The 18,569-nt window shown below is 61.4% G+C and carries 17 protein-coding genes; 13 read left to right on the top strand and 4 right to left on the bottom strand.

The features are described from left to right. Window positions 1-45 precede the first annotated feature (45 nt). The 9 genes from VQ071_RS28400 (at window position 46) to htpG (ending at window position 10,185) form a co-directional block, all read left to right on the top strand. Window positions 46-951 carry a helix-turn-helix transcriptional regulator gene (locus tag VQ071_RS28400; RefSeq protein WP_340518199.1) on the top strand — a complete coding sequence of 302 codons (906 nt, stop codon included), beginning with the start codon at window positions 46-48 and terminating at the stop codon, window positions 949-951. Window positions 952-1,047: 96 nt separating this feature from the next. Continuing rightward, window positions 1,048-1,722 (top strand): GntR family transcriptional regulator, encoded by a 675-nt coding sequence (locus VQ071_RS28395; RefSeq protein ID WP_340518197.1) that lies wholly within the window; start codon window positions 1,048-1,050, stop codon window positions 1,720-1,722. Between the two features lie 145 nt (window positions 1,723-1,867). After that, the gene (gene gntK, locus VQ071_RS28390) at window positions 1,868-3,403 is read left to right on the top strand and encodes a gluconokinase (RefSeq protein WP_340518263.1); all 1,536 of its coding nucleotides are present in this window, start codon (window positions 1,868-1,870) and stop codon (window positions 3,401-3,403) included. A gap of 218 nt (window positions 3,404-3,621) precedes the next feature. Further along, window positions 3,622-4,215 carry a Uma2 family endonuclease gene (locus VQ071_RS28385; RefSeq protein ID WP_340518193.1) on the top strand — a complete coding sequence of 198 codons (594 nt, stop codon included), beginning with the start codon at window positions 3,622-3,624 and terminating at the stop codon, window positions 4,213-4,215. A 16-nt stretch (window positions 4,216-4,231) separates the two neighbouring features. Beyond that, window positions 4,232-4,909 carry a response regulator transcription factor gene (locus tag VQ071_RS28380; protein ID WP_340518191.1) on the top strand — a complete coding sequence of 226 codons (678 nt, stop codon included), beginning with the start codon at window positions 4,232-4,234 and terminating at the stop codon, window positions 4,907-4,909. Next, window positions 4,906-6,285, top strand: coding sequence for a sensor histidine kinase (locus VQ071_RS28375; RefSeq protein ID WP_340518189.1), 1,380 nt, complete (start codon window positions 4,906-4,908; stop codon window positions 6,283-6,285). The genes VQ071_RS28380 and VQ071_RS28375 overlap by 4 nt, the downstream gene beginning before the upstream one ends. 66 nt (window positions 6,286-6,351) lie before the next feature. Beyond that, window positions 6,352-7,437, top strand: coding sequence for an ABC transporter permease (locus VQ071_RS28370; protein WP_340518187.1), 1,086 nt, complete (start codon window positions 6,352-6,354; stop codon window positions 7,435-7,437). Beyond that, window positions 7,434-8,111, top strand: coding sequence for an ABC transporter ATP-binding protein (locus VQ071_RS28365; RefSeq protein ID WP_340518185.1), 678 nt, complete (start codon window positions 7,434-7,436; stop codon window positions 8,109-8,111). Before VQ071_RS28370 ends, VQ071_RS28365 begins: the two co-directional genes overlap by 4 nt. 193 nt (window positions 8,112-8,304) lie before the next feature. Further along, the gene (gene htpG, locus VQ071_RS28360) at window positions 8,305-10,185 is read left to right on the top strand and encodes a molecular chaperone HtpG (protein WP_340518183.1); all 1,881 of its coding nucleotides are present in this window, start codon (window positions 8,305-8,307) and stop codon (window positions 10,183-10,185) included. Between the two features lie 203 nt (window positions 10,186-10,388). Here the strand turns inward: htpG and VQ071_RS28355 are convergent, their stop codons facing one another. From VQ071_RS28355 to nrdD, 3 genes are all read right to left on the bottom strand, one after another. Further along, on the bottom strand, window positions 10,389-10,607 hold the full coding sequence (locus VQ071_RS28355; protein ID WP_340518180.1) for a DUF2188 domain-containing protein: 219 nt from the start codon (window positions 10,605-10,607) through the stop codon (window positions 10,389-10,391). Between the two features lie 141 nt (window positions 10,608-10,748). Further along, the gene (locus VQ071_RS28350; RefSeq protein WP_340518177.1) at window positions 10,749-11,402 is read right to left on the bottom strand and encodes a 4Fe-4S cluster-binding domain-containing protein; all 654 of its coding nucleotides are present in this window, start codon (window positions 11,400-11,402) and stop codon (window positions 10,749-10,751) included. A gap of 4 nt (window positions 11,403-11,406) precedes the next feature. Beyond that, on the bottom strand, window positions 11,407-13,590 hold the full coding sequence (nrdD, locus tag VQ071_RS28345) for an anaerobic ribonucleoside-triphosphate reductase (protein ID WP_340518175.1): 2,184 nt from the start codon (window positions 13,588-13,590) through the stop codon (window positions 11,407-11,409). A gap of 163 nt (window positions 13,591-13,753) precedes the next feature. On the opposite strand from nrdD, the gene VQ071_RS28340 reads away from it, so the two are divergent. From VQ071_RS28340 to VQ071_RS28325, 4 genes are all read left to right on the top strand, one after another. Then, window positions 13,754-14,713 carry a 3'-5' exoribonuclease YhaM family protein gene (locus VQ071_RS28340; protein ID WP_340518172.1) on the top strand — a complete coding sequence of 320 codons (960 nt, stop codon included), beginning with the start codon at window positions 13,754-13,756 and terminating at the stop codon, window positions 14,711-14,713. Between the two features lie 47 nt (window positions 14,714-14,760). After that, a complete protein-coding gene (locus tag VQ071_RS28335) occupies window positions 14,761-15,870 on the top strand; it encodes a PdaC/SigV domain-containing protein (RefSeq protein WP_340518169.1) in 1,110 nt (369 codons plus the stop codon). 174 nt (window positions 15,871-16,044) lie between these two features. After that, a complete protein-coding gene (locus VQ071_RS28330; RefSeq protein ID WP_340518167.1) occupies window positions 16,045-16,524 on the top strand; it encodes a WGxxGxxG family protein in 480 nt (159 codons plus the stop codon). Window positions 16,525-16,755: 231 nt separating this feature from the next. Then, complete coding sequence (locus VQ071_RS28325; RefSeq protein WP_340518164.1) at window positions 16,756-17,235, top strand: C40 family peptidase; 480 nt, start codon at window positions 16,756-16,758, stop codon at window positions 17,233-17,235. A gap of 39 nt (window positions 17,236-17,274) precedes the next feature. Here the strand turns inward: VQ071_RS28325 and VQ071_RS28320 are convergent, their stop codons facing one another. After that, on the bottom strand, window positions 17,275-18,114 hold the full coding sequence (locus VQ071_RS28320; RefSeq protein ID WP_340518162.1) for a sugar phosphate isomerase/epimerase family protein: 840 nt from the start codon (window positions 18,112-18,114) through the stop codon (window positions 17,275-17,277). Window positions 18,115-18,569 lie beyond the last annotated feature (455 nt).

The raw sequence follows: 18,569 nt of genomic DNA, 5'->3' as shown, positions 1-18,569 counted from the left end.
GCGGATGTTGTGCTAGAATGAGAAAACGAAGGGAGAGGACGACGGATGGACTTCGCCCGGTTTCCGCTGCGCAGAACGCTCCCGTTCAGGGACTGGTCCCCAAGCGTTCACTATGCGCAATACCAGAAGCTGCCGCGCGGCGCAATCGCCGAGCGGTACATATACGACTTCGAATTGATCTGCGTCTGCAAAGGAAGGCTCGAGACCGAGATGCGCGGCGCGGTGCACCAGGCGGGCGAAGGGGAGGCGATCTTCCTGCCCTCGGGCGTGCCGCACCGCAATGCGATCGTATCGCCGCAGGGCGCGACGCTGCTCGGCATCCACTTCGATTATGACGGCAGGCTGCGCATCGCGACGGAGAGCGACCTGGTGTCGTTCGATCTGCGCTCGGCGCCGGATTTGGATAAATTCGCGGAGGAGCCGATCGCCGCCGAGCTTGGCTCGCTCTCGGAGCGGGCCGTGTATGCCTGCGGGGCCGAGTGCTTCCGGCTGATGGACAAGCTCGTCGGCGAGTTCACGATGCGGCAGCCGGGCTATGAGCTCGCGTGCAAGTCGCATATGCTGAGCATCCTCGCGATGTTGATCCGCGCGGGAGGCGTGGGCGTGGGGGGCGGCGATCCGGCGCACCGGGAGCGTATCCGCAAGATCGTCGAGGCGATGGAGCAGGACATGACCGCTGCCTGGAGCGCGGAGCGGATCGCGCGCGAGCTCAAGGTAAGCGAGGATCACGCGGCCAAGCTGTTCAGGCAGTCCGCGGGCATGCCGCCCGGCCGGATGATCCAGACGATTCGCCTGCGCGAGGCGCGCCGGCTGCTGCGGGAGACGGATTGGTCCGTGGAGACGGTCGGCGCCCGCGTCGGCTATCCGGATCTTCACTACTTCAGCCGCGTGTTCACCGCAGGGGAGGGCATCTCCCCGCGCGAGTACCGCAAGCTGTCCCGGGTTCTCTAGTCCGAGTATTTACAGCCCCGGCTGTGCAAGTTAAGATAGACAGGTTGACTTGTCGACCGGTATACCGCAATACATAGGCAAAGGAGCGTCAATGTGATGACATCCTATCCATCCGCATGGCTGCAGGGGTTGTCCCGGGGCGACGCGATCGCATGCGAGCTGCGGCTGCAGATCGTCGGGGGCGCACTTCGGCGAGGAGACGTCATCTCCGAAAATAAAATCGCGTCCGACTTCGGCACGAGCCGGTCCCCGGTCCGGGAGGCGCTAAAAGCGCTGTCGGCCGAGGGCTTGCTTCGTCTTGAACGGATGGGGGCCGTCGTGCTGGGCTTGTCGGCGCAAGAGGTCGGCGAGTTGTATGACGTCCGGTATCTCATCGAGAGCTTCGCGCAGCAGCGGCTGGCGGCAGCCCGCCCGCCGGAGCTGGTCCCTTCGCTTCGCCATCTCGCCGACCGCATGCGGGTAGCGGCCAAGCATGGAGACACGGCCGAGTTCGCCCGGCTCGATTTTCAATTCCACGACTCGTTGATCGCGGCGGCAGGCCATGGCCGGATCGCCCAGCTGTGGGGCAGCATCCGTCAGGTCGTGCTCGTCGTCATGCTGCTGACGACGGAGCAAGTGTTCGAAGGCGGCGCGGAACGGCTGGAGCAGGTGATCGCCAAGCACGAGACGATCGCGGATGCGCTGGCATCGGGAGACGGTACGCGCATCGGCCAGGTCGTGCGCGAATATTTTGCGGACTCGCGCCTTACGCTCGACTATACGCTGCCCTGAACGAGGGCATCTTGCGGCTCAACTTGTCGACTGGTATACGAATTGACAGGGTATACCATACTTGACCGCATGTATCGGCTATATACGTGTTCGTCTGACAACCTATATGCTTATCGAAAGGTAGGGGATCGCCGTGCATGCCGCCATGTATATGATCGGCGTCGATATCGGGACCACCAGCACCAAGTCCGTACTGTTCGAGGAGAATGGCCACATCGTCGCGCAGACGACGGCAGAATATCCGCTCTACACGCCTACGCCCGTCGTGGCGGAGCAGGACCCGGACCAGATTTTTGCGGCCGTCCTGCAGACGCTGCGGGACGTGATGGAGAAGAGCGGCGTGGAGGCAGGACGGGTGCTGTTCGTATCCTTCAGCTCGGCGATGCACAGCCTGATCGCCGTAGACGCAGACGGCAAACCGCTCACCCGCAGCATCACCTGGGGCGACAACCGCAGCGCGGCATGGGCGGAGCGCATGCAAGCGGACGGCACGGGCCTCGCCCTGTATCTGCGGACGGGCACGCCGATTCACCCGATGTCCCCGCTCACGAAGCTGATGTGGCTGCGCGAGGATGAGGGAGAGCTGTTCCGCAGCGCGAGCCGGTTCATCTCCATCAAGGAATACGTATTCGCCAAGCTGTTCGGCGAATATGTGGTGGATTACTCGATCGCCTCCGCGACCGGCCTCATGAACCTGGAGCGGCTCGATTGGGACGAGGAGGCGCTGGCGGCGGCGGGCGTGACGGCGGACCGGCTGTCGCGGCTCGTACCGACGACGCATGCGCTGTCGGGCCTCAGCGCTGCGTACGCGCAGGAGACGGGCCTCGCGCCCGATACGCCGTTCATCGTCGGCGCGAGCGACGGCGTCCTGTCCAACCTCGGCGTCGGCGCGATCGAGCCGGGCGTCGTGGCGGCCACGATCGGCACGAGCGGCGCGATCCGGACCGTGGTCGACCGGCCGACCGTCGATCCGAAGGGCCGGACGTTCTGCTACGCGCTCACCGACCGGCATTGGGTCATCGGCGGTCCGGTCAACAATGGCGCCGTTCTGCTGCGCTGGGCGCGGGAGGAGTTCGGCTCGTCGGTGTCGGAGACGGCGAAGCGGCTCAAGATGGACCCGAACGACCTGCTGATGGACATCGCGGCCAAGGTGCCGCCGGGCAGCGAGGGGCTGCTATTCCACCCGTACCTGACGGGCGAGCGTTCCCCGCTGTGGGACGCGAACGCGCGGGGCTCGTTTTTCGGCCTCACGCTGCATCACGGCAAGGAGCATATGCTGCGCGCCGTGCTCGAGGGCGTTATCTTTAACCTTTATACCGTACTGCTCGCCGTCGAGGAGGGCATCGGCAGGCCGCGCCGGATACACGCGACAGGCGGGTTCGCCAGATCGGCCCTGTGGCGGCAGATGATGGCCGACATCTTCGACCAGGAGCTCATCGTGCCGGAGAGCTTCGAGAGCTCCTGCCTCGGCGCAGCGGTGCTCGGCCTGTACGGGACCGGCCGCATCGGCTCGCTGAACGTCGCGGCCGGCATGGTCGGCGCCACGCACCGGCACCGGCCCGATCCGGCGCACGCGGCCGTCTACCACAAGCTGCTGCCGATCTTCATCGGCATCTCGCGCAAGCTGAAGGACGACTACCGCGCGATCGCCGCGTTCCAGCGGGAGTACGCCGGAGGCTGAGCGCTGCCGGATGCATGGTGCGCCAGCGGCATTGAAGTGCTGTGCTGTGCGTCGCTCTGCTCTGCCGACTGCGATTGACAAGCCGGCGCCGACCGGACATAATGGAAGCAATTGACGGCCGGCGGCCGCACGGGGAAGCACCTCGCCAAAGCCCAACACATGCGTGTTGCTTTGCCGGGGTGCTTTTTTTATTACGATGCCAAGGGAGAGGGACGAAGATGCCGGACGATTTGACCAGAGGGGCTCCTTTATACGTTCGCGAGGAGAACTTTACCTACGACAAGTATGCGGAAATACCTGACGATGGCTACCGCTATGAGGTGTTGGACGGCGTGCTGGAGCTGATGTCGGGGCCGAATGCGTCGCATCAGACCGTCTCGATCGAAATGGCGTTTTTGCTCAAGCAAACCTGCAATCAACAATATCTCATTTTGACCGCGCCGCTCGATGTCATCCTCAGCCCGACCAATGTGTTGCAGCCCGATCTGATTATGATTCATCGCAGCCGGACGGATATTGTCACCCGTCGCGGCATCGAGGGGCCGCCGGATCTCGTCGTCGAAGTGCTGTCGCCGCACTCGAGACGCCGGGACAAGGTCAAGAAGAGCAAGACCTACGCGTCCCACGGTATTCCCGAGTACTGGATCGTCGATATCGGCAGCAGGACGCTCGAGCGCTTGCTGCTGTCCGACGCCGGCATGTACGAGATCGCCGATCTGTTCGGCGAGGAGGACGAGGTCGTCTCCGAACGGCTGCCCCGCGTATCGTTCAAGACATCTGCGCTGTTCGTCGACGTATTCCCGAACATCTGAGAGAGGCTGGATAGAGATGAAGCTCATATTGATCGCCGACGACGATCCGTCGATCCGCAGCCTGCTTCGCCATGTGCTGACGGGCGAGGGCTACCGCGTCGCCGAGGCGAAGGACGGCGAAGAGGCTGCCGCGCTGCTGCGGGAGACGACGGCGGATCTGGCCGTCGTCGACGTCATGATGCCGCGCATGGACGGACTCGCGCTATGCGGGCACATTCGCGAGCTGTACGATATTCCGATCATTCTGCTCACCGCGCGCGAGGGACTGACGGACAAGGAAAAAGGCTATATGTCCGGCACGGACGACTATATGACCAAGCCGTTCGAGCCGCGGGAGCTGTTGTTCCGGATCAAGGCGCTGTTCAGGCGTTATTCGCGCTCCTCAAGCGACCGGATCGCGCTTAACGGCGTCGTCATCGACCGCCAGACGTACGAGGTGACGGCGGGCGACGAGGTGCTGCTGCTGCCGCTCAAGGAATTCGAGCTGCTCGCCCAGCTGGCCCAGTATCCGGGGCGCGTGTTCACGCGCGAGGATCTGATCGCGCTCGTATGGGGGGCCGACTACGAAGGCGACAGCCGCACCGTCGACGTGCATATCAAGCGGCTGCGCGAGCGGTTCGAGCGGCGGCAGGACGACTTTACGATCCGCACGGTGCGGAGCGTCGGCTACAAGCTGGAGGTGACTTCGCCTTGAAGTCGCTTTATTTCCGCGTCTTCCTCATGACGCTCGCCGTCGTGCTGATCAGCAGTATGCTTGGCTTTTTATGCTCCAATCTGTATTACCATGCGAAGCTCAAGCCGTTTAACGACGCGAAGCTGGTGAAGATCGCGGACGAGATGAAGCGGTACATCGAGGCGCAGCCGGACCGGCTGGACGCCTATCTGAACAATGCGGCCGCCTTGGGCTACGAGATGCTGCTGACGGACGGCGCGGGAGACGAGCGCTTCTACGGCAGTCCCTTCCGCGAGCGGGCGCTCGGCGCAGGCGTCGTGTCCTCCGTGCTGGCCGGCGACACATATCACGGCGTCGCGCGCTTTCCGAACAAGCCGTTCATTACAGGCTTCTTCGACAATACGCTGAGCAACACGGTCGGCGTCCCCGTCGCGGCCGGGGAGCGGCGCTATGCGCTGTTCCTGCGGCCGGATGTCGTGCTCCAATTCGGGGAGCTGCGCAGCTTTTTCGCGGCGATCGCGCTGCTCACGGTGCTGTTCAGCGTCCTGCTGTTTCTCGTCAGCACACGTTATCTCGTCAAGCCGATTGAGCGGCTCACCGAGGCGACCAAGCGGATCGCGCTCGGACAATACGATCTGCGCCTGCCCGACCGCCGCAGAGACGAGATCGGCCAGCTCGCGGCGCATTTCCGCCGGATGAGCGGAGAGCTCGAGCGCGTCGACAAGTCCAGGCAGCAATTCGTGGCGGATGTGTCGCATGAGATCCAGACGCCGCTCACTTCGATTCGCGGCTTCGCGGCGGCGCTCGCCGATCCGTCTCTGCCGCAGGAGACGCATGCCGAGTATATATCCGTGATCGCCGAGGAGAGCGACCGGCTGTCCAAGCTGAGCCGGCAGCTGCTCACGCTGTCCGCGCTGGAGCAGGCCGCCGACGGTCTCGACCGGCGCGCCGTCGGGCTGCGCGATAGGCTGCGCCAGACGCTGCAGATGCTCGAGTGGCAGTGGCGGGAAAAAGATATTGCCGTGACGCTCGGCGTCCCGGCGGATCTGACCGTGGCGGGGGACGAGCTGCTGCTCGACCAGGTATGGACGAACCTGCTCGCCAACGCGATCAAGCATACGCCGCCCGGCGGACGCATTCAGGTGCGTGGGGAGAGGCGCGGCGGCGAGGTCGAGATCGTCGTCGCGGACTCGGGCGCAGGCATCGAGGCGCAGCACCTGTCCCGGCTGTTCGACCGCTTCTACAGGGCGGATCCTTCGCGCGAGCGCGCTTCCGGCGGCGCGGGGCTGGGGCTCGCGATCGTGAAGCGGATCGTGCTGCTGCACGGCGGCTCGATCGAGGCGGCGAGCGTACAGGGCGAAGGCAGCACGTTCACGGTGCGGCTGCCCCAGATGTAATCCGCTATTCACACGCCGTTCATTTTGGATTCCTACACTTGAGCCATACTGAGGGAGGGATTCATCATGTTTCTGGCGTTGAGAGAACTCCGGTTCGCCAAGACGCGGTATGCGCTGATCGCCGCGATCATGCTGCTCGTATCTTTTCTGGTGCTGTTCGTCACGGGCCTGGCCAGAGGGCTGGCTTCGGACAACGCATCCGCCGTCGAGCGGATGGACGCGAGCCACTTTGTATTGCAGCAGGGCTCGGAGCATCGCTTCGCCCGGTCTGAGCTGTCGGACGCCGATCGGCGCAAGGTCGAGCAGGCCGGCGCATCCGAGGCGACGCCGATCGGCATCCGGCAATTCACCGTCACGCATGGCGGCGGCGACGCCAAGCTCGACGTCACGATGCTGGGCGTCGATCCGGACGGCTGGCTCGCGCCGCGGACGGCTGCGGGCGCCGCGCTCGCTGCGGGCGGCGGGGAGGTCGTGGCTGACGCCGGACTGCAGGCGCAGGGGCTCGGCATCGGCTCTGTCGTCAAGGACGAGGCGTCGGGACGCTCCTGGACGATCGCGGGTTTCGTCGAAGGCGCGTCGTTCAGCCACACGCCGGCGCTTTATATGACGCTTGCCGATTGGCAATCCTGGCGCGGAGGCGAGCCGGCCTATACGGCGATTGCCCTACGGGGCGCTTCCTCCGAGACACTGCAGGCGCTGAAGCGCGATTCGGCCTTCGAGCTGCTGACCAAGGCGCAGGCGGTGTCCGCGATTCCGGGCTACAAGGAGGAGCAGGGCTCCCTGCTCATGATGATCGTATTCCTGTTCGCGATATCGGGCCTCGTTTTATCCGTCTTTTTCTACGTCATCACACTCCAGAAGACCGCCCAGTTCGGCGTGCTCAAGGCGATCGGCGCCCGCTCGGGCTACCTGGCACGCAGCGTGAAGCTGCAGGTGCTGCTGCTGTCGGTGTCCAGCTACGCTGTCAGCACGGGGCTCGTCGCGCTGATGCAGCTCGTGCTGCCGGACTCGATGCCGTTCCGCCTGACCGCGCAGACGTACGGGCTCACCGGCTTGCTGTTCGTCGCCATGGCGATGGCGGGCTCGCTGCTGTCGGTGCTCAAGGTCGCGCGCAGCGACGCGCTTCAGGCGATCGGGGGGGCTGCGGCATGAAGACGATATTGCATATGCAGGACGTCGTGCATCGCTATCGCGACGGCGACGAGGCGCGCACCGTGCTGAGCGGGCTGTCGCTTCAGGTCGGCGCAGGCGAGCTGGTCGCCGTCATGGGCCCGTCCGGGTCGGGCAAGAGCACCTTCCTGTCGATCGCGGGCGCCCTGCTGACGCCGGGTTCAGGTGTCGTGACGATCGACGGCACCCCGCTGTCCGGCCTGGACACGAGGGCGCTCGCGGATTTGCGCCTTTCCAAGATCGGCTTTATTTTTCAGAGCGCCAATCTAATTCCGTATCTGAAGGTCGACGAGCAGCTGCGCCTCGTGTCCAAGCTGTCCCATGCGGATGCCGCCGGCGCCGCCAGGCGAAGCGATATGCTGCTCGAGAGGCTCGGCATCCGCAGCCGCCGGCGGCAATATCCCGACCGGCTGTCCGGCGGCGAGCGGCAGCGGGTCGCGATCGCGCGCGCCTGGATGAACGATCCGCCGCTGCTGCTGGCCGACGAGCCGACGGCGAGCCTGGACGAGGAGCGCGGCGCCGAGGTCGTCCGCATGCTGGCGGAGGGCGCCAGGACGGACGGCAAAGCCGCCGTTATGGTCACCCACGACAGCCGCGTGCTCGAGCTGTGCGACCGTGTGCTGAAGCTTCAGGACGGCGTACTTGCACCGGCTTGATCTCGTTTCCTCTCGGACCGTGCCGCCTTCGGCCCGCGCGCATGCGGACGCCGGAGGCGGTTTTTTCGTGCTGCGCGATCATCCGTCGTATTGACTTTACCGAGAATGCAATGTTATAAAAAAGAAGGAAGTAGCACTCTCGGTGATAGAGTGCTAACATTACGCACAGCGGACCGAAGGAGAGAGTAGAGCGATGGAAAAGAAACCGTTCCAGGCCGAATCCAAGCGGCTCCTGGAGATGATGATCAACTCGATCTACACGCAGAAGGAGATCTTCCTGCGGGAGCTGATCTCGAACGCGAGCGACGCCATCGACAAGATTTATTACAAGGCGCTTACCGACGACAAGCTCGTATTCAACAAAGACGACTATTATATTCAAGTCATTCCCGACAAGGCCGCCCGCACGCTGACGATCCGCGATACCGGCATCGGCATGTCCCGGGAGGATCTGGAGACGCATCTGGGCATCATCGCCAAGAGCGGCTCGCTCGCCTTCAAGCAGGAGAACGAGTCCAAGGAGGGCCACGACATCATCGGCCAGTTCGGCGTCGGCTTCTACTCGGCGTTCATGGTGGCGGACAATGTCACGGTCGTCAGCCGCGCGCTCGGCAGCGACACTGCATACAAGTGGGAATCCGACGGCGCCGAAGGCTACACGATCGAGCCTGCGACGAAGGACGAGGTCGGCACCGAGATCACGCTCAAGATCAAGGACAACACCGAGGACGACAGCTACGACGAGTATCTTGAGGAGTATCGTCTGCGCTCCATTATCAAGAAGTATTCCGACTTCATCCGTTATCCGATCAAGATGAACGCCACCAAGAGCCGTCTGAAGGAAGGTACGGAGAGCGAGTACGAGTCCTACACAGAGGAAGAACGCGTCAACAGCATGGTGCCGATCTGGCGCAAAAACAAGAGCGAGCTGAAGGACGAGGACTACGAGAACTTTTACAACGAAAAGCACTACGGCTTCGACAAGCCGCTGAAGCATGTTCATATCAGCGCGGACGGCGCGATCGTCTACCAGGCGATCCTGTACATTCCCGAGAGCATGCCGTTCGACTATTATTCCAAGGAATATGAGAAGGGGCTCGAGCTGTACGCGAACGGCGTCCTGATCATGAACAAATGCGCGGACCTGCTCCCCGACTACTTCAGCTTCGTCAAGGGCATGGTCGACTCCGAGAGCCTGTCGCTCAACATCTCGCGCGAGATGCTGCAGCACGACCGCCAGCTCAAGCTGATCGCCAAAAACATCGAGAGCAAGATCAAGGGCGAGCTGACGCGTATGCTGCGCGACGACCGGGACAAGTACGAGAAGTTCTATCAGGCGTTCGGCCGCCAGCTCAAGTACGGCGTGTACAGCGACTACGGCATGCACAAGGACGCGCTGCAGGACCTGCTCATGTTCTATTCCTCCAAGGAAAAGAAGCTGGTCAGCCTGGACGATTACGTCTCGCGGATGCCGGAGGAGCAGAAGTACATCTACTATGCGACCGGCGACTCCAACGAGCGCATCGCCAAGCTGCCGCAGACCGAGCTGGTTGCGGACAAGGGCTACGAGATTTTGTACTTCACCGACGACATCGACGAGTTCGCGATCAAGATGATCGCGAAGTACAAGGACAAGGAGTTCCGCAGCGTGTCGAGCGGGGATCTGGGCATCGAGTCCGAGGACGAGGCGAAGGAAGCGCAGCAGGAGCAGCAGGAGAACGAAGGGCTGTTCGGCGCGATGAAGGAGCTGCTCGGCGACAAGGTCAAGAGCGTCAAGGCTTCCAAGCGGCTGCGCTCGCACCCGGTCTGCCTGTCCACCGAGGGCGAAGTGACGATCGAGATGGAAAAGGTGCTGCGCATGATGCCGAACAACCCGGACGTCAAGGCGGACAAGGTACTCGAGATCAATACGCATCACGACGTGTTCAAGTCGCTGAAGAGCGCGTTCGAATCGGACAAGGAGAAGCTCGGCCTCTACACGGCGCTGCTCTATAACCAGGCTTTGCTCATCGAAGGCTTGCCGATCGAGGACCCGGTCGAGTTCACGAACGATATTTGCAAGGTCATGGTGTAATTTCCGTCCGCTTGAGGGGTCTAGTGATACCTGCCGTACAAGCGGCCCTGCAATATTGCAAACAAAGGAGCGTCTCCGCCCGGGAGATGCTCCTTTTTTAGAAATCCTGCTTCGGACAACGGACCGGATACAATGCCAAGCACCGTCAGAGCGTTCTGCCCTGACGGTCTTTCTGCGCATTGGCGCGCGTCCGACGCCGGGATTTATCCCTTGGGCGGATACGGATCGTGGCCGTGACTGTCTTTGGTGCGGATCGTTCCCTCCCGGTCGTGAACGACGAGCTCGGCGCCTTGATTTTTGGCGATTTTCCTGGCTGCGTCGATCGCTTCGCGCTTCGTGTCGGTGACACGGGTCGCGCGTGTGTTTCCTTCGCCCTTTACGGCCCACCCCTTGTCATGGGGAACGACATGTTGATTGGGCATGGGATCAGCCCCTTTCGCTTAGGTTACTTTTACTTAGCCATTCACGGGACGAGCCAAACAATGCTCACGGACAGCCCGCTCCGGTGTTGCTCGGGGCAGCCGCCATCGCCAGCCGCCACCTCGCGTGTCACGAAGGCGGCGCTAATACGGCAGCGTCATCGGCGCGCCGCAGGCGAGGCTGGCCGGGACGTCGACGATCCGCTGGTTGTCCGATCCGCGCCACCGGAGCTTGAGATTGCGCCGGCTCGCCTCGTACTTGCCGTCGACCAGCACATCGCACAGCACGAGCAGCTCCCGCTGCCGCGGCTCCGCCATTAATTGCTCGTACGTATAGCCGCTCCACACCCAGATTGTCTTGCCCGGACATTCCGCCCGGATCGTACGGGCCAGCGCTGCGAGTCCGTCCGTATTGTCGAACGGCTCGCCGCCGAGCAGCGAGAGGCCGTCGATCCGCAGTCCGCGCCTGGCCCCGGCCGCGCCATCCCCGTCCCGGTTCCCTTGCCTGCCGATCCCGAGGCCGCTGTCCTCCGCTCCGGGAGGCATATCGCAGGCTGCGCCGCCCTTCGCCCGCCCGGGCGGCCCGTCCCAGGCTGCGCCGCCATCCGCTCGCTCCGGCCTCAGATCGGCGACGACGCGGTCGGCATAGGCGGCGGTCCACAGCTCGCCGTAGTCGAAGTTCCAGGCGGCGGCGTTGAAGCAGCCGTCGCAGCGATGACGGCAGCCGCTGACGAACAGCGAATGCCGGATACCCGGCCCGTTCAGCATATCGAAGCGCTTGTAGTCCGCGACTCGCATGGCTTCACCTGTGCTTGACGCGGGCGATGACCTCGAGCTGCTTGCCCCGGTTGAACGGTCTGCGGCCCGGCTCCGACAGATACCCGCAGCAGCGGCGGATGACGGAGAACGTACTCGGATCGCGATTGCCGCAGTTCGGGCAGGCGAAGCCGGAGGCGGTCGCCTCGAACTCGCCTTCGTACATGCAGACGAGACATTTGTCGACCGGGGTATTCGTGCCGAAGTAGGGTACGCGCTCGTACGCATAATCCCACATCGCCTCCAGCGCGTCCGGGTTGTGGACCAGGGAGTCGAACTCGCAATAGGTGATGAAGCCTCCGGACGTATAAGCGGGATAGGGCGACTCATAATCGATCTTCTCCGGCGGGCTCGCATGCCTGCGGACGTCCATATGGAACGAGTTCGTATAATAGCCCTTGTCCGTAATTCCTTCGAGCGGGCCGAAGCGCTCCGCATCCAGCCGGCAGAAGCGATGGCACAGCGATTCTGCCGGCGTCGAGTACAGGCTGAAGCCGTAGCCCGTCTCCGCTTTCCATTGCGCTGCCCGCTCGCTCATATACGCGACGATCTCCAGCCCCTTGCGGCTCAGCCGCGTATCCTCGTGCGCGCCGCTCCCCCAGAGCGCCAGCACCGTCTCGTGAATGCCGATGAAGCCGAGCGAGATCGTAGCCCGGCCGCGCTCCAGCAGCGCGTCGATCGTATCCTCGGGCGCCAGCCGGGCGCCGGTCGCTCCCTCGGTGTACAGAATAGGGGCGACTTTGGCTTTTGTGCCGCGCAGACGTTCGATCCGGTAGAGCAGCGCCTCCTTGCAAATATCGAGCACGGCGTCCAGCTTTTCGTAGAACAGCCGCTCGTCGCCCCCGCACTCCAGCGCGATCCGGACGGGATTCAGCGTGACGACGCCCATGTTGAAGCGACCGTCGTGAACCAGCTCGCCGTCCTCCTCGTAGGGACTCAGGAAGCTGCGGCAGCCCATCGGAAACTTGAAGGAGCCGGTCACTTCGCGGATCAGCGGCACGGACACGATATCCGGATACATCCGCAATGTGCTGCATTTGACGGCCAGCCGTTTGATATCGTAGTTGGGGTCCCCGGGCCGCAGGTTCACGCCGTCCTCCAGCGCGAAGATAAGCTTGGGGAATACGGGCGTCTTGCCGTCCTTGCCGATGCCGCGGATGCGATTGTTCAAGATGGCGAGCTGAATTTGCCGCTCCTCCCACGATGTGCCTCTGCCGAAGCCGAACGTCGAGAAGGGCGTCTGTCCGTTGGCGCTCACGAGCGTATTGATCTCATATTCGAGGCACTGGAAGGCGTCGAACGTTTCCTTCTCCGTCATCGCCTCGGCGTACAGATAGCAGCGCTCATACTGCGCCCTGAGCCGCGCATTGTCGTGCCGGATCGTCTGCAAGCCGTCGTCCGCGCCGGCCGCTTCGCCTTCCAGCCAATGCAGCCCGGTCCGGAAGTGTCTTGCGAAGGAGGAGGCGACGTAGGGTGCGAGTATTTTGTCGATCTCGTTGATCGTGTTGCCCCCGTATATATGGCTCGCGACCTGGGCGATGATCTGGGCCGTGACCGAGGCGGCCGTGGCGATCGATTTGGGCGTCTCGATTTGTGCGTTGCCCAGCTTGAAGCCGCTCTCCAGCATATTTTGCAGGTCGATCAGCATGCAGTTGAACATCGGGAAGTACGGACTGTAGTCCTGATCGTGAAAATGTATATCGCCGCGATTGTGCGCATCGGCTACGCGCCGCGGGAGCATGTAGGTCTGCGCATAGTCGCGCGCCATGATGCCTGCCAGCAGATCGCGCTGCGTCGGGATGGAGGCGCCGTCCTTGTTGGAGTTTTCCTGCAGCACTTCCTCGTTGGACAGATCCAGCAGCCCCGCCACCTTGCGGTCGAGCGCGCTCCGCTCGCGGCGCTTGAGATGCCGGATCTCCCGGTAGCCGATATATTCGGCTGCGGCGTCGCGCCGCGGCCCGTTCATCAGGGCCAGCTCGACCTCGTCCTGTATGTACTCGATGTCTACGCGCTCCCGCTCGCCGATGCGCGCCAGCACCTCGTCCGTCGTCGTCCGCGCGACGTCGCGGTCGACGCCCGGCGGTGTCGCTCTCATTGCCGCTTCGATCGCAGTCTCGATTTTTCCTCTGTCGAACCGTACCTCGCCGCCGTCCCTTTTGATGACGATCATGCCTCTGCCACCTCTTCGCCTGGATTGATCCTTGCTGGATCACAGTGTAGGAGACCGGCGCCGCGCCGTCTATGAACTTCGTCACGCCGCGGGCGAATTCGGAGGAAGCGTCTCGAGGATTCTGCTATACTGACTCCAATAGAGAGAAAGCAGGGATGCCATCATGACATTAATCAAGGAAATGACCAGCGGCAGCGAGTTCGTCGGCTTCTATCTGCTGAGAGAGCTGGAAGTCAAGCAGACGAACGGGACGCCGCCCAAAGACTACTTCGATATCGTGCTCTGCGATGCCAGCGGGCAAATATCGGCCAAGTATTGGGATGTCTCGCCTGCGGAGAAAAGTCTGTTCGCGCCGATGGGACTCGTCAAGGTACAAGGAATCGTCCAACTCTATCGGGAGAAACTCCAGGTTAAGGTCAACCGCATACGCCCGACGACCGAGCAGGACGGCGTAGCGATCGCGGACTTCATCAAGGCCGCGCCGATCGCCGCGGTCGATCTGGTGAACACGATCCGGAGGACGGCCTTGGACATCTCGGATGCGGAGCTGCGGGGGCTGGTCGAGTACTGCCTGGACAAGGTCGGGGACAAACTATCCCATTATCCTGCGGCCAAGACGCATCATCACAATTATTATTCGGGGCTCGCCTATCATACGGTGCGCATGCTGGAGCTTGGAGAGTTCCTGTGCGGCCAGCGGCCTTTTCTGAATGCGAATCTGCTGCGCGCGGGCATCCTGCTGCACGATATCGCCAAGACGGAGGAGCTGACGGCGAGCCTCGGCATCGTGTCCGAATACAGCCTTCAGGGCAAGCTGATCGGCCATATCGCGATGGCTTCCCAGTGGGTGACCGAAGCGGCGCTGCAGCTTGGCATCCGTACGGATTCGCCCAAAGTCGTCGCGCTGCAGCATCTGATCCTCTCCCATCACAATCTGGGGGAGTGGGGCAGTCCCGTCCAGCCGCAGACGGCCGAAGCGATCGCACTTCACTATATCGACTCGCTCGACGCCAAGCTGCAGATGGCCGAGGACGCGCTGGGCGCGCTTCCCGAGCACGAAGCCTGGACGCCGCCGATTCGCGGACTTGAGGGCAAGGCGATATACCGGACGCATTTGGGGTAATAAAAGAACATGGCGCTTGACGAACTAGCGAGGAAAGGGTGTTAGGCATGATTAATACTTCGACTACGACAACAAATTCCGGACCACGGCGGCGGATTGCCGCAGCGCTTGCAGCCTTCATTGCGGCGGGTACCGTCACCTTGGGAGCGGGTCAGGTTCACGCTGCCGCTGCCGCCTACGAGCCGCATCTCGATGTCGCCGCGAGCAGCTTCGACATCTCCGGCCAGCGCGTGAGCCTTCCGGCAGCGATTGTGGCAGGCGAGACCTACATCGGCGTCCGCTCGCTGAACGATCAGCTGGGTATTCGGACAGTGTGGAATTCCAAGACGCATCAGGCCGAGCTGACGGGCCGCGGCCGCACCATGCAGCTGTCGCAGTCCGACGGTTACCTTCTCAACGGCTCGAAGACTTACGCATCCCCCGTCTACATCCAATCGGGTACGACCTTCGTTCCTCTGCGTTTTGTGCTCCAGAGCTTCGGTTATGCCATCGGTTACGACGCGCCTACAAAGACGGTTACAATTAATCCGATCGCGGAGAACGCATGGTCGTGGCATTCGGAGAGCATCACCTACAAGGCAGACAAGCAGACGCTGAGCGTGTCCTATCCTGTCTTCACCGGCTTGGGCAACGCCGAGGCGCAGAACAAGATCAATGCCAAGCTGAAGGCGGATGCCGAGCGCTACGCCGCTTCGGGCCGAGAAGCATTAAAAAAAGCGGCGAAGGAAAACGCGGACCTTGAAAAAAACAGTCCGGACGTCAAAATCCCGCCGATCGAGTACGACGGCCAATATACGATTACGTACAACGAGCAGGGCAAGCTTAGTCTGTACTTCGATTATTATGTGTATACAGGCGGCGCGCACGGCGGCATCGAACGGGTACCGTATACGTTCGATTTGGATACCGGCAATATTTTGACGCTCAAGCAGGCCGCGCTGGGCAATGACAAATACGTGAGCATTATTAATGAGGCGATCCTCAAGCAGATCAAGCAGCAGAAGCTTGAGCTGCTCGTTCCTTTTAAGTCGATCGAACCGGACCGTCCGTTTTATTTGAAGCATGGCGCCATCGCCATTTACTTTTCTCAGTACGAGTACACGCCATATGCGGCAGGCATGCCCGAATTCTCCATCCCGTTCGGCGCTTTCCGTTGACGCGACGGTCATGCGGCGCTTGACGGGGGCTTAGGATTAGAACTTCGTGCTTGCGGTGGGGGAGTCTGAGCGGATTGGCAGCATTCCTACTGTATGTGTATCGATCGCGGGAGGGACATTACAAAGGCATTCGCGTTGCATTTGTAAATCCCATTTCCCGAGGAGGTACGCATTTTGAGATCGACGTTCCGCAAAGCAGCAGCTTGCACATGCTTGTCCCTGTTCCTGGCCGTCCCGGCGTATGCCAACTCCGTATCGACCGCGGTCCCCAGCCCGACGCCTACGGCGAAGACTTACGGCACCGGCGGTGTGACGGGTATGTACGGCACGGGAGACACCGGCGTCTCCGGCATGGGCACCACCGGCGGCACGATGGGCGGATATCGTTCCAATACGACGGGTACGGGCTCGCCTTATGCCAACAACGGTTATTACAACACAGGCAATGCCTCGAACATGTACAATACGCGCGGCTACACTGGCTACAATACGTCCACGACCGGCGGTACCTACCGCGCTCATTCGGTCGACGGCACTTATCGGGCCAAATCAACCAACAGCGGCAACGGCTCCGGTTGGGGCTGGCTTGGACTGTTGGGCCTGCTCGGACTTGCCGGCATGCGCTCGCGCCGCACGAGCGACGATCCGCGCTAACCGCACTTTGTCCCCAGCTGTCAGGATTTTTCCTGACAGCTTTTTTCTTTTAATACGGCTGTGTTTGTTTTGCGCAGGTTATTAATGTTTTCTCACGTAATTCTAACAATCGGGCGCAAGACGGCGAGAGGCGGGAGGTTGCGTTCTTTTTGGGAAAAAGAGGATGTTTCGGCTATGTTAAACTCAATTCCAGACATCATCAGACAATAAAACGTACGGAGGAATAAAGGAATGAAACTTCGCAATTTGGTTAAGCCTACCGTCGCAGCCGTCATCGCCGCCAGTCTGTATTTTGGAGGAGCCTCCGCCCTGGGTATTTCGCAAGCATCCGCAGCCACGCCTGAATCCTTGCAGCTGGTCTCGCTCGGCAAGGAGTTCATCGGCACGCCCTACAAGTTCGGCGCCGCCAGCGGGTTGACTTCCGCATTCGACTGTTCGTCCTTCGTTCAATACATATTCGGCAAGGGAGGAACCGCGCTTCCCCGCACGGCAGCTGCGATGGCATCCAAAGGAACCAAAGTAGCCAAGTCGTCGCTAAGCGTAGGCGATCTCGTGTTCTTCAGCTCTTCGTCCAATTTTATCGGGCATGTCGCCATCTATGCGGGCAGCGGCAACATTTTGCACGCCAGCACGAGCAAGGGCGTCACGGTATCCAGCATGAACTCGTCCTATTGGAAAACCCGCTATGTAACCGCAAAACGAGTACTCTAACAAGCTGCCCCGCATGAACGCCATGCGGGGCTAATTTTTTTAGGAAGCTGCGCCAAGTCGGGCAGAGACAATATCGCGTACACGTGCCAGACCTTCCCACATATCGCCTGGGCCGTCGTAGATCATGACATATGCGCCGTCGAAGCCGCTTTGAATCGATTCATCGAGGCAGCGCTCGAACTCTTCGCGATCGGGCATGCCGCGATCGTCATAAGCCGCTTTGGCGTGGACGGATACGCTTTTCCCGAGGGTAGCGTGCAATTCCTCATACTTATTGGCGCCGCCGAAGTTGCCGAAATCCGTTATCCATCGTACGCGGTCCCCGGTCAGTGCCATAAGCGCACTGCAAGCCTCTCCCGTCGATGTGAGCTTTTTAAAGTTCTCGGTCACGACAATGACATCTCGGGCAGCGGCGTACTCGGACAATTCGAGCAAGTGGCGCGAAGCTCGATGAAGCGCGTCCCGATCCGTCGGTTCCGCTTCGCCAGCGATCATGCGAATTTGCTTGGCCCCGCACAGTGCGGCTGTCTCGATCCAATCCCGCATGAGCGACAGATCCGCCGCCAATCGCGCGGCATCTTCGGTGGTCAAGTCGCCGTAATCGAGCAGCAGTGTGTCGAAGCTGACGCCCGACGACTCGAAGGCTTCGCGAACCTGGGCCAAATACTCCGCATCCACGCTCGGGAAATGGAAGTGGCACACTTCAATGGCCGCATACCCACGGCGGGCCGCTTCATGCGGCAATTGCAGCAGGCTCAGCTGCTCAGGCTGCGCTTGCTCGTGCGTGACATGGCATTGGCCGTCCGCATCCCAGGCTGTCCAACGCAGGGGGCCCAGCAGGCGGTGCAGACTCCAGGTGCTGATCGATAAATAGGACATCGCAATTGCACGCTCCTTCACTTCTATCATATATACTCGAACTCAGCATACCATTGCGCCGTCCGGCCGCTATCCCAGGATTTTGGTTTTTCTTTACGCGCTAATGGCGTATTCCCCGCCTTCTTTTTTTATTTATACAATTAGCTTAAAAAAGCTTGCATACAACAGGGCGGATGTGATATATTATTTCTTGTGCTTTTTGCAAATCTCTTGCAACAGAACAGGCGGGAAATTACTTCCTGATTGGCTGAAAAAAAGGTGTTGCATACAGCGCGAGGTTATGATAAGATGTAGTTCCTGCTTCGGAAATGAAGCGGACAAGCTAGACAAGATTGCTCCTTGAAAACTGAACATCGAGCGTTAAAACAAACGGACGCTGAAGCCTTTCGGGGCGGAAGCAAAAGTTATACCAGCATTATCATGAGCAAGTCGAACTACCCTGGTGCGTTTGACTG

The sequence above is a fragment of the Cohnella sp. 56 genome, from assembly GCF_037963805.1.
In the GTDB taxonomy this organism is placed as follows: domain Bacteria; phylum Bacillota; class Bacilli; order Paenibacillales; family Paenibacillaceae; genus Cohnella.
This window is presented reverse-complemented; position numbering and strand designations above follow the sequence as displayed.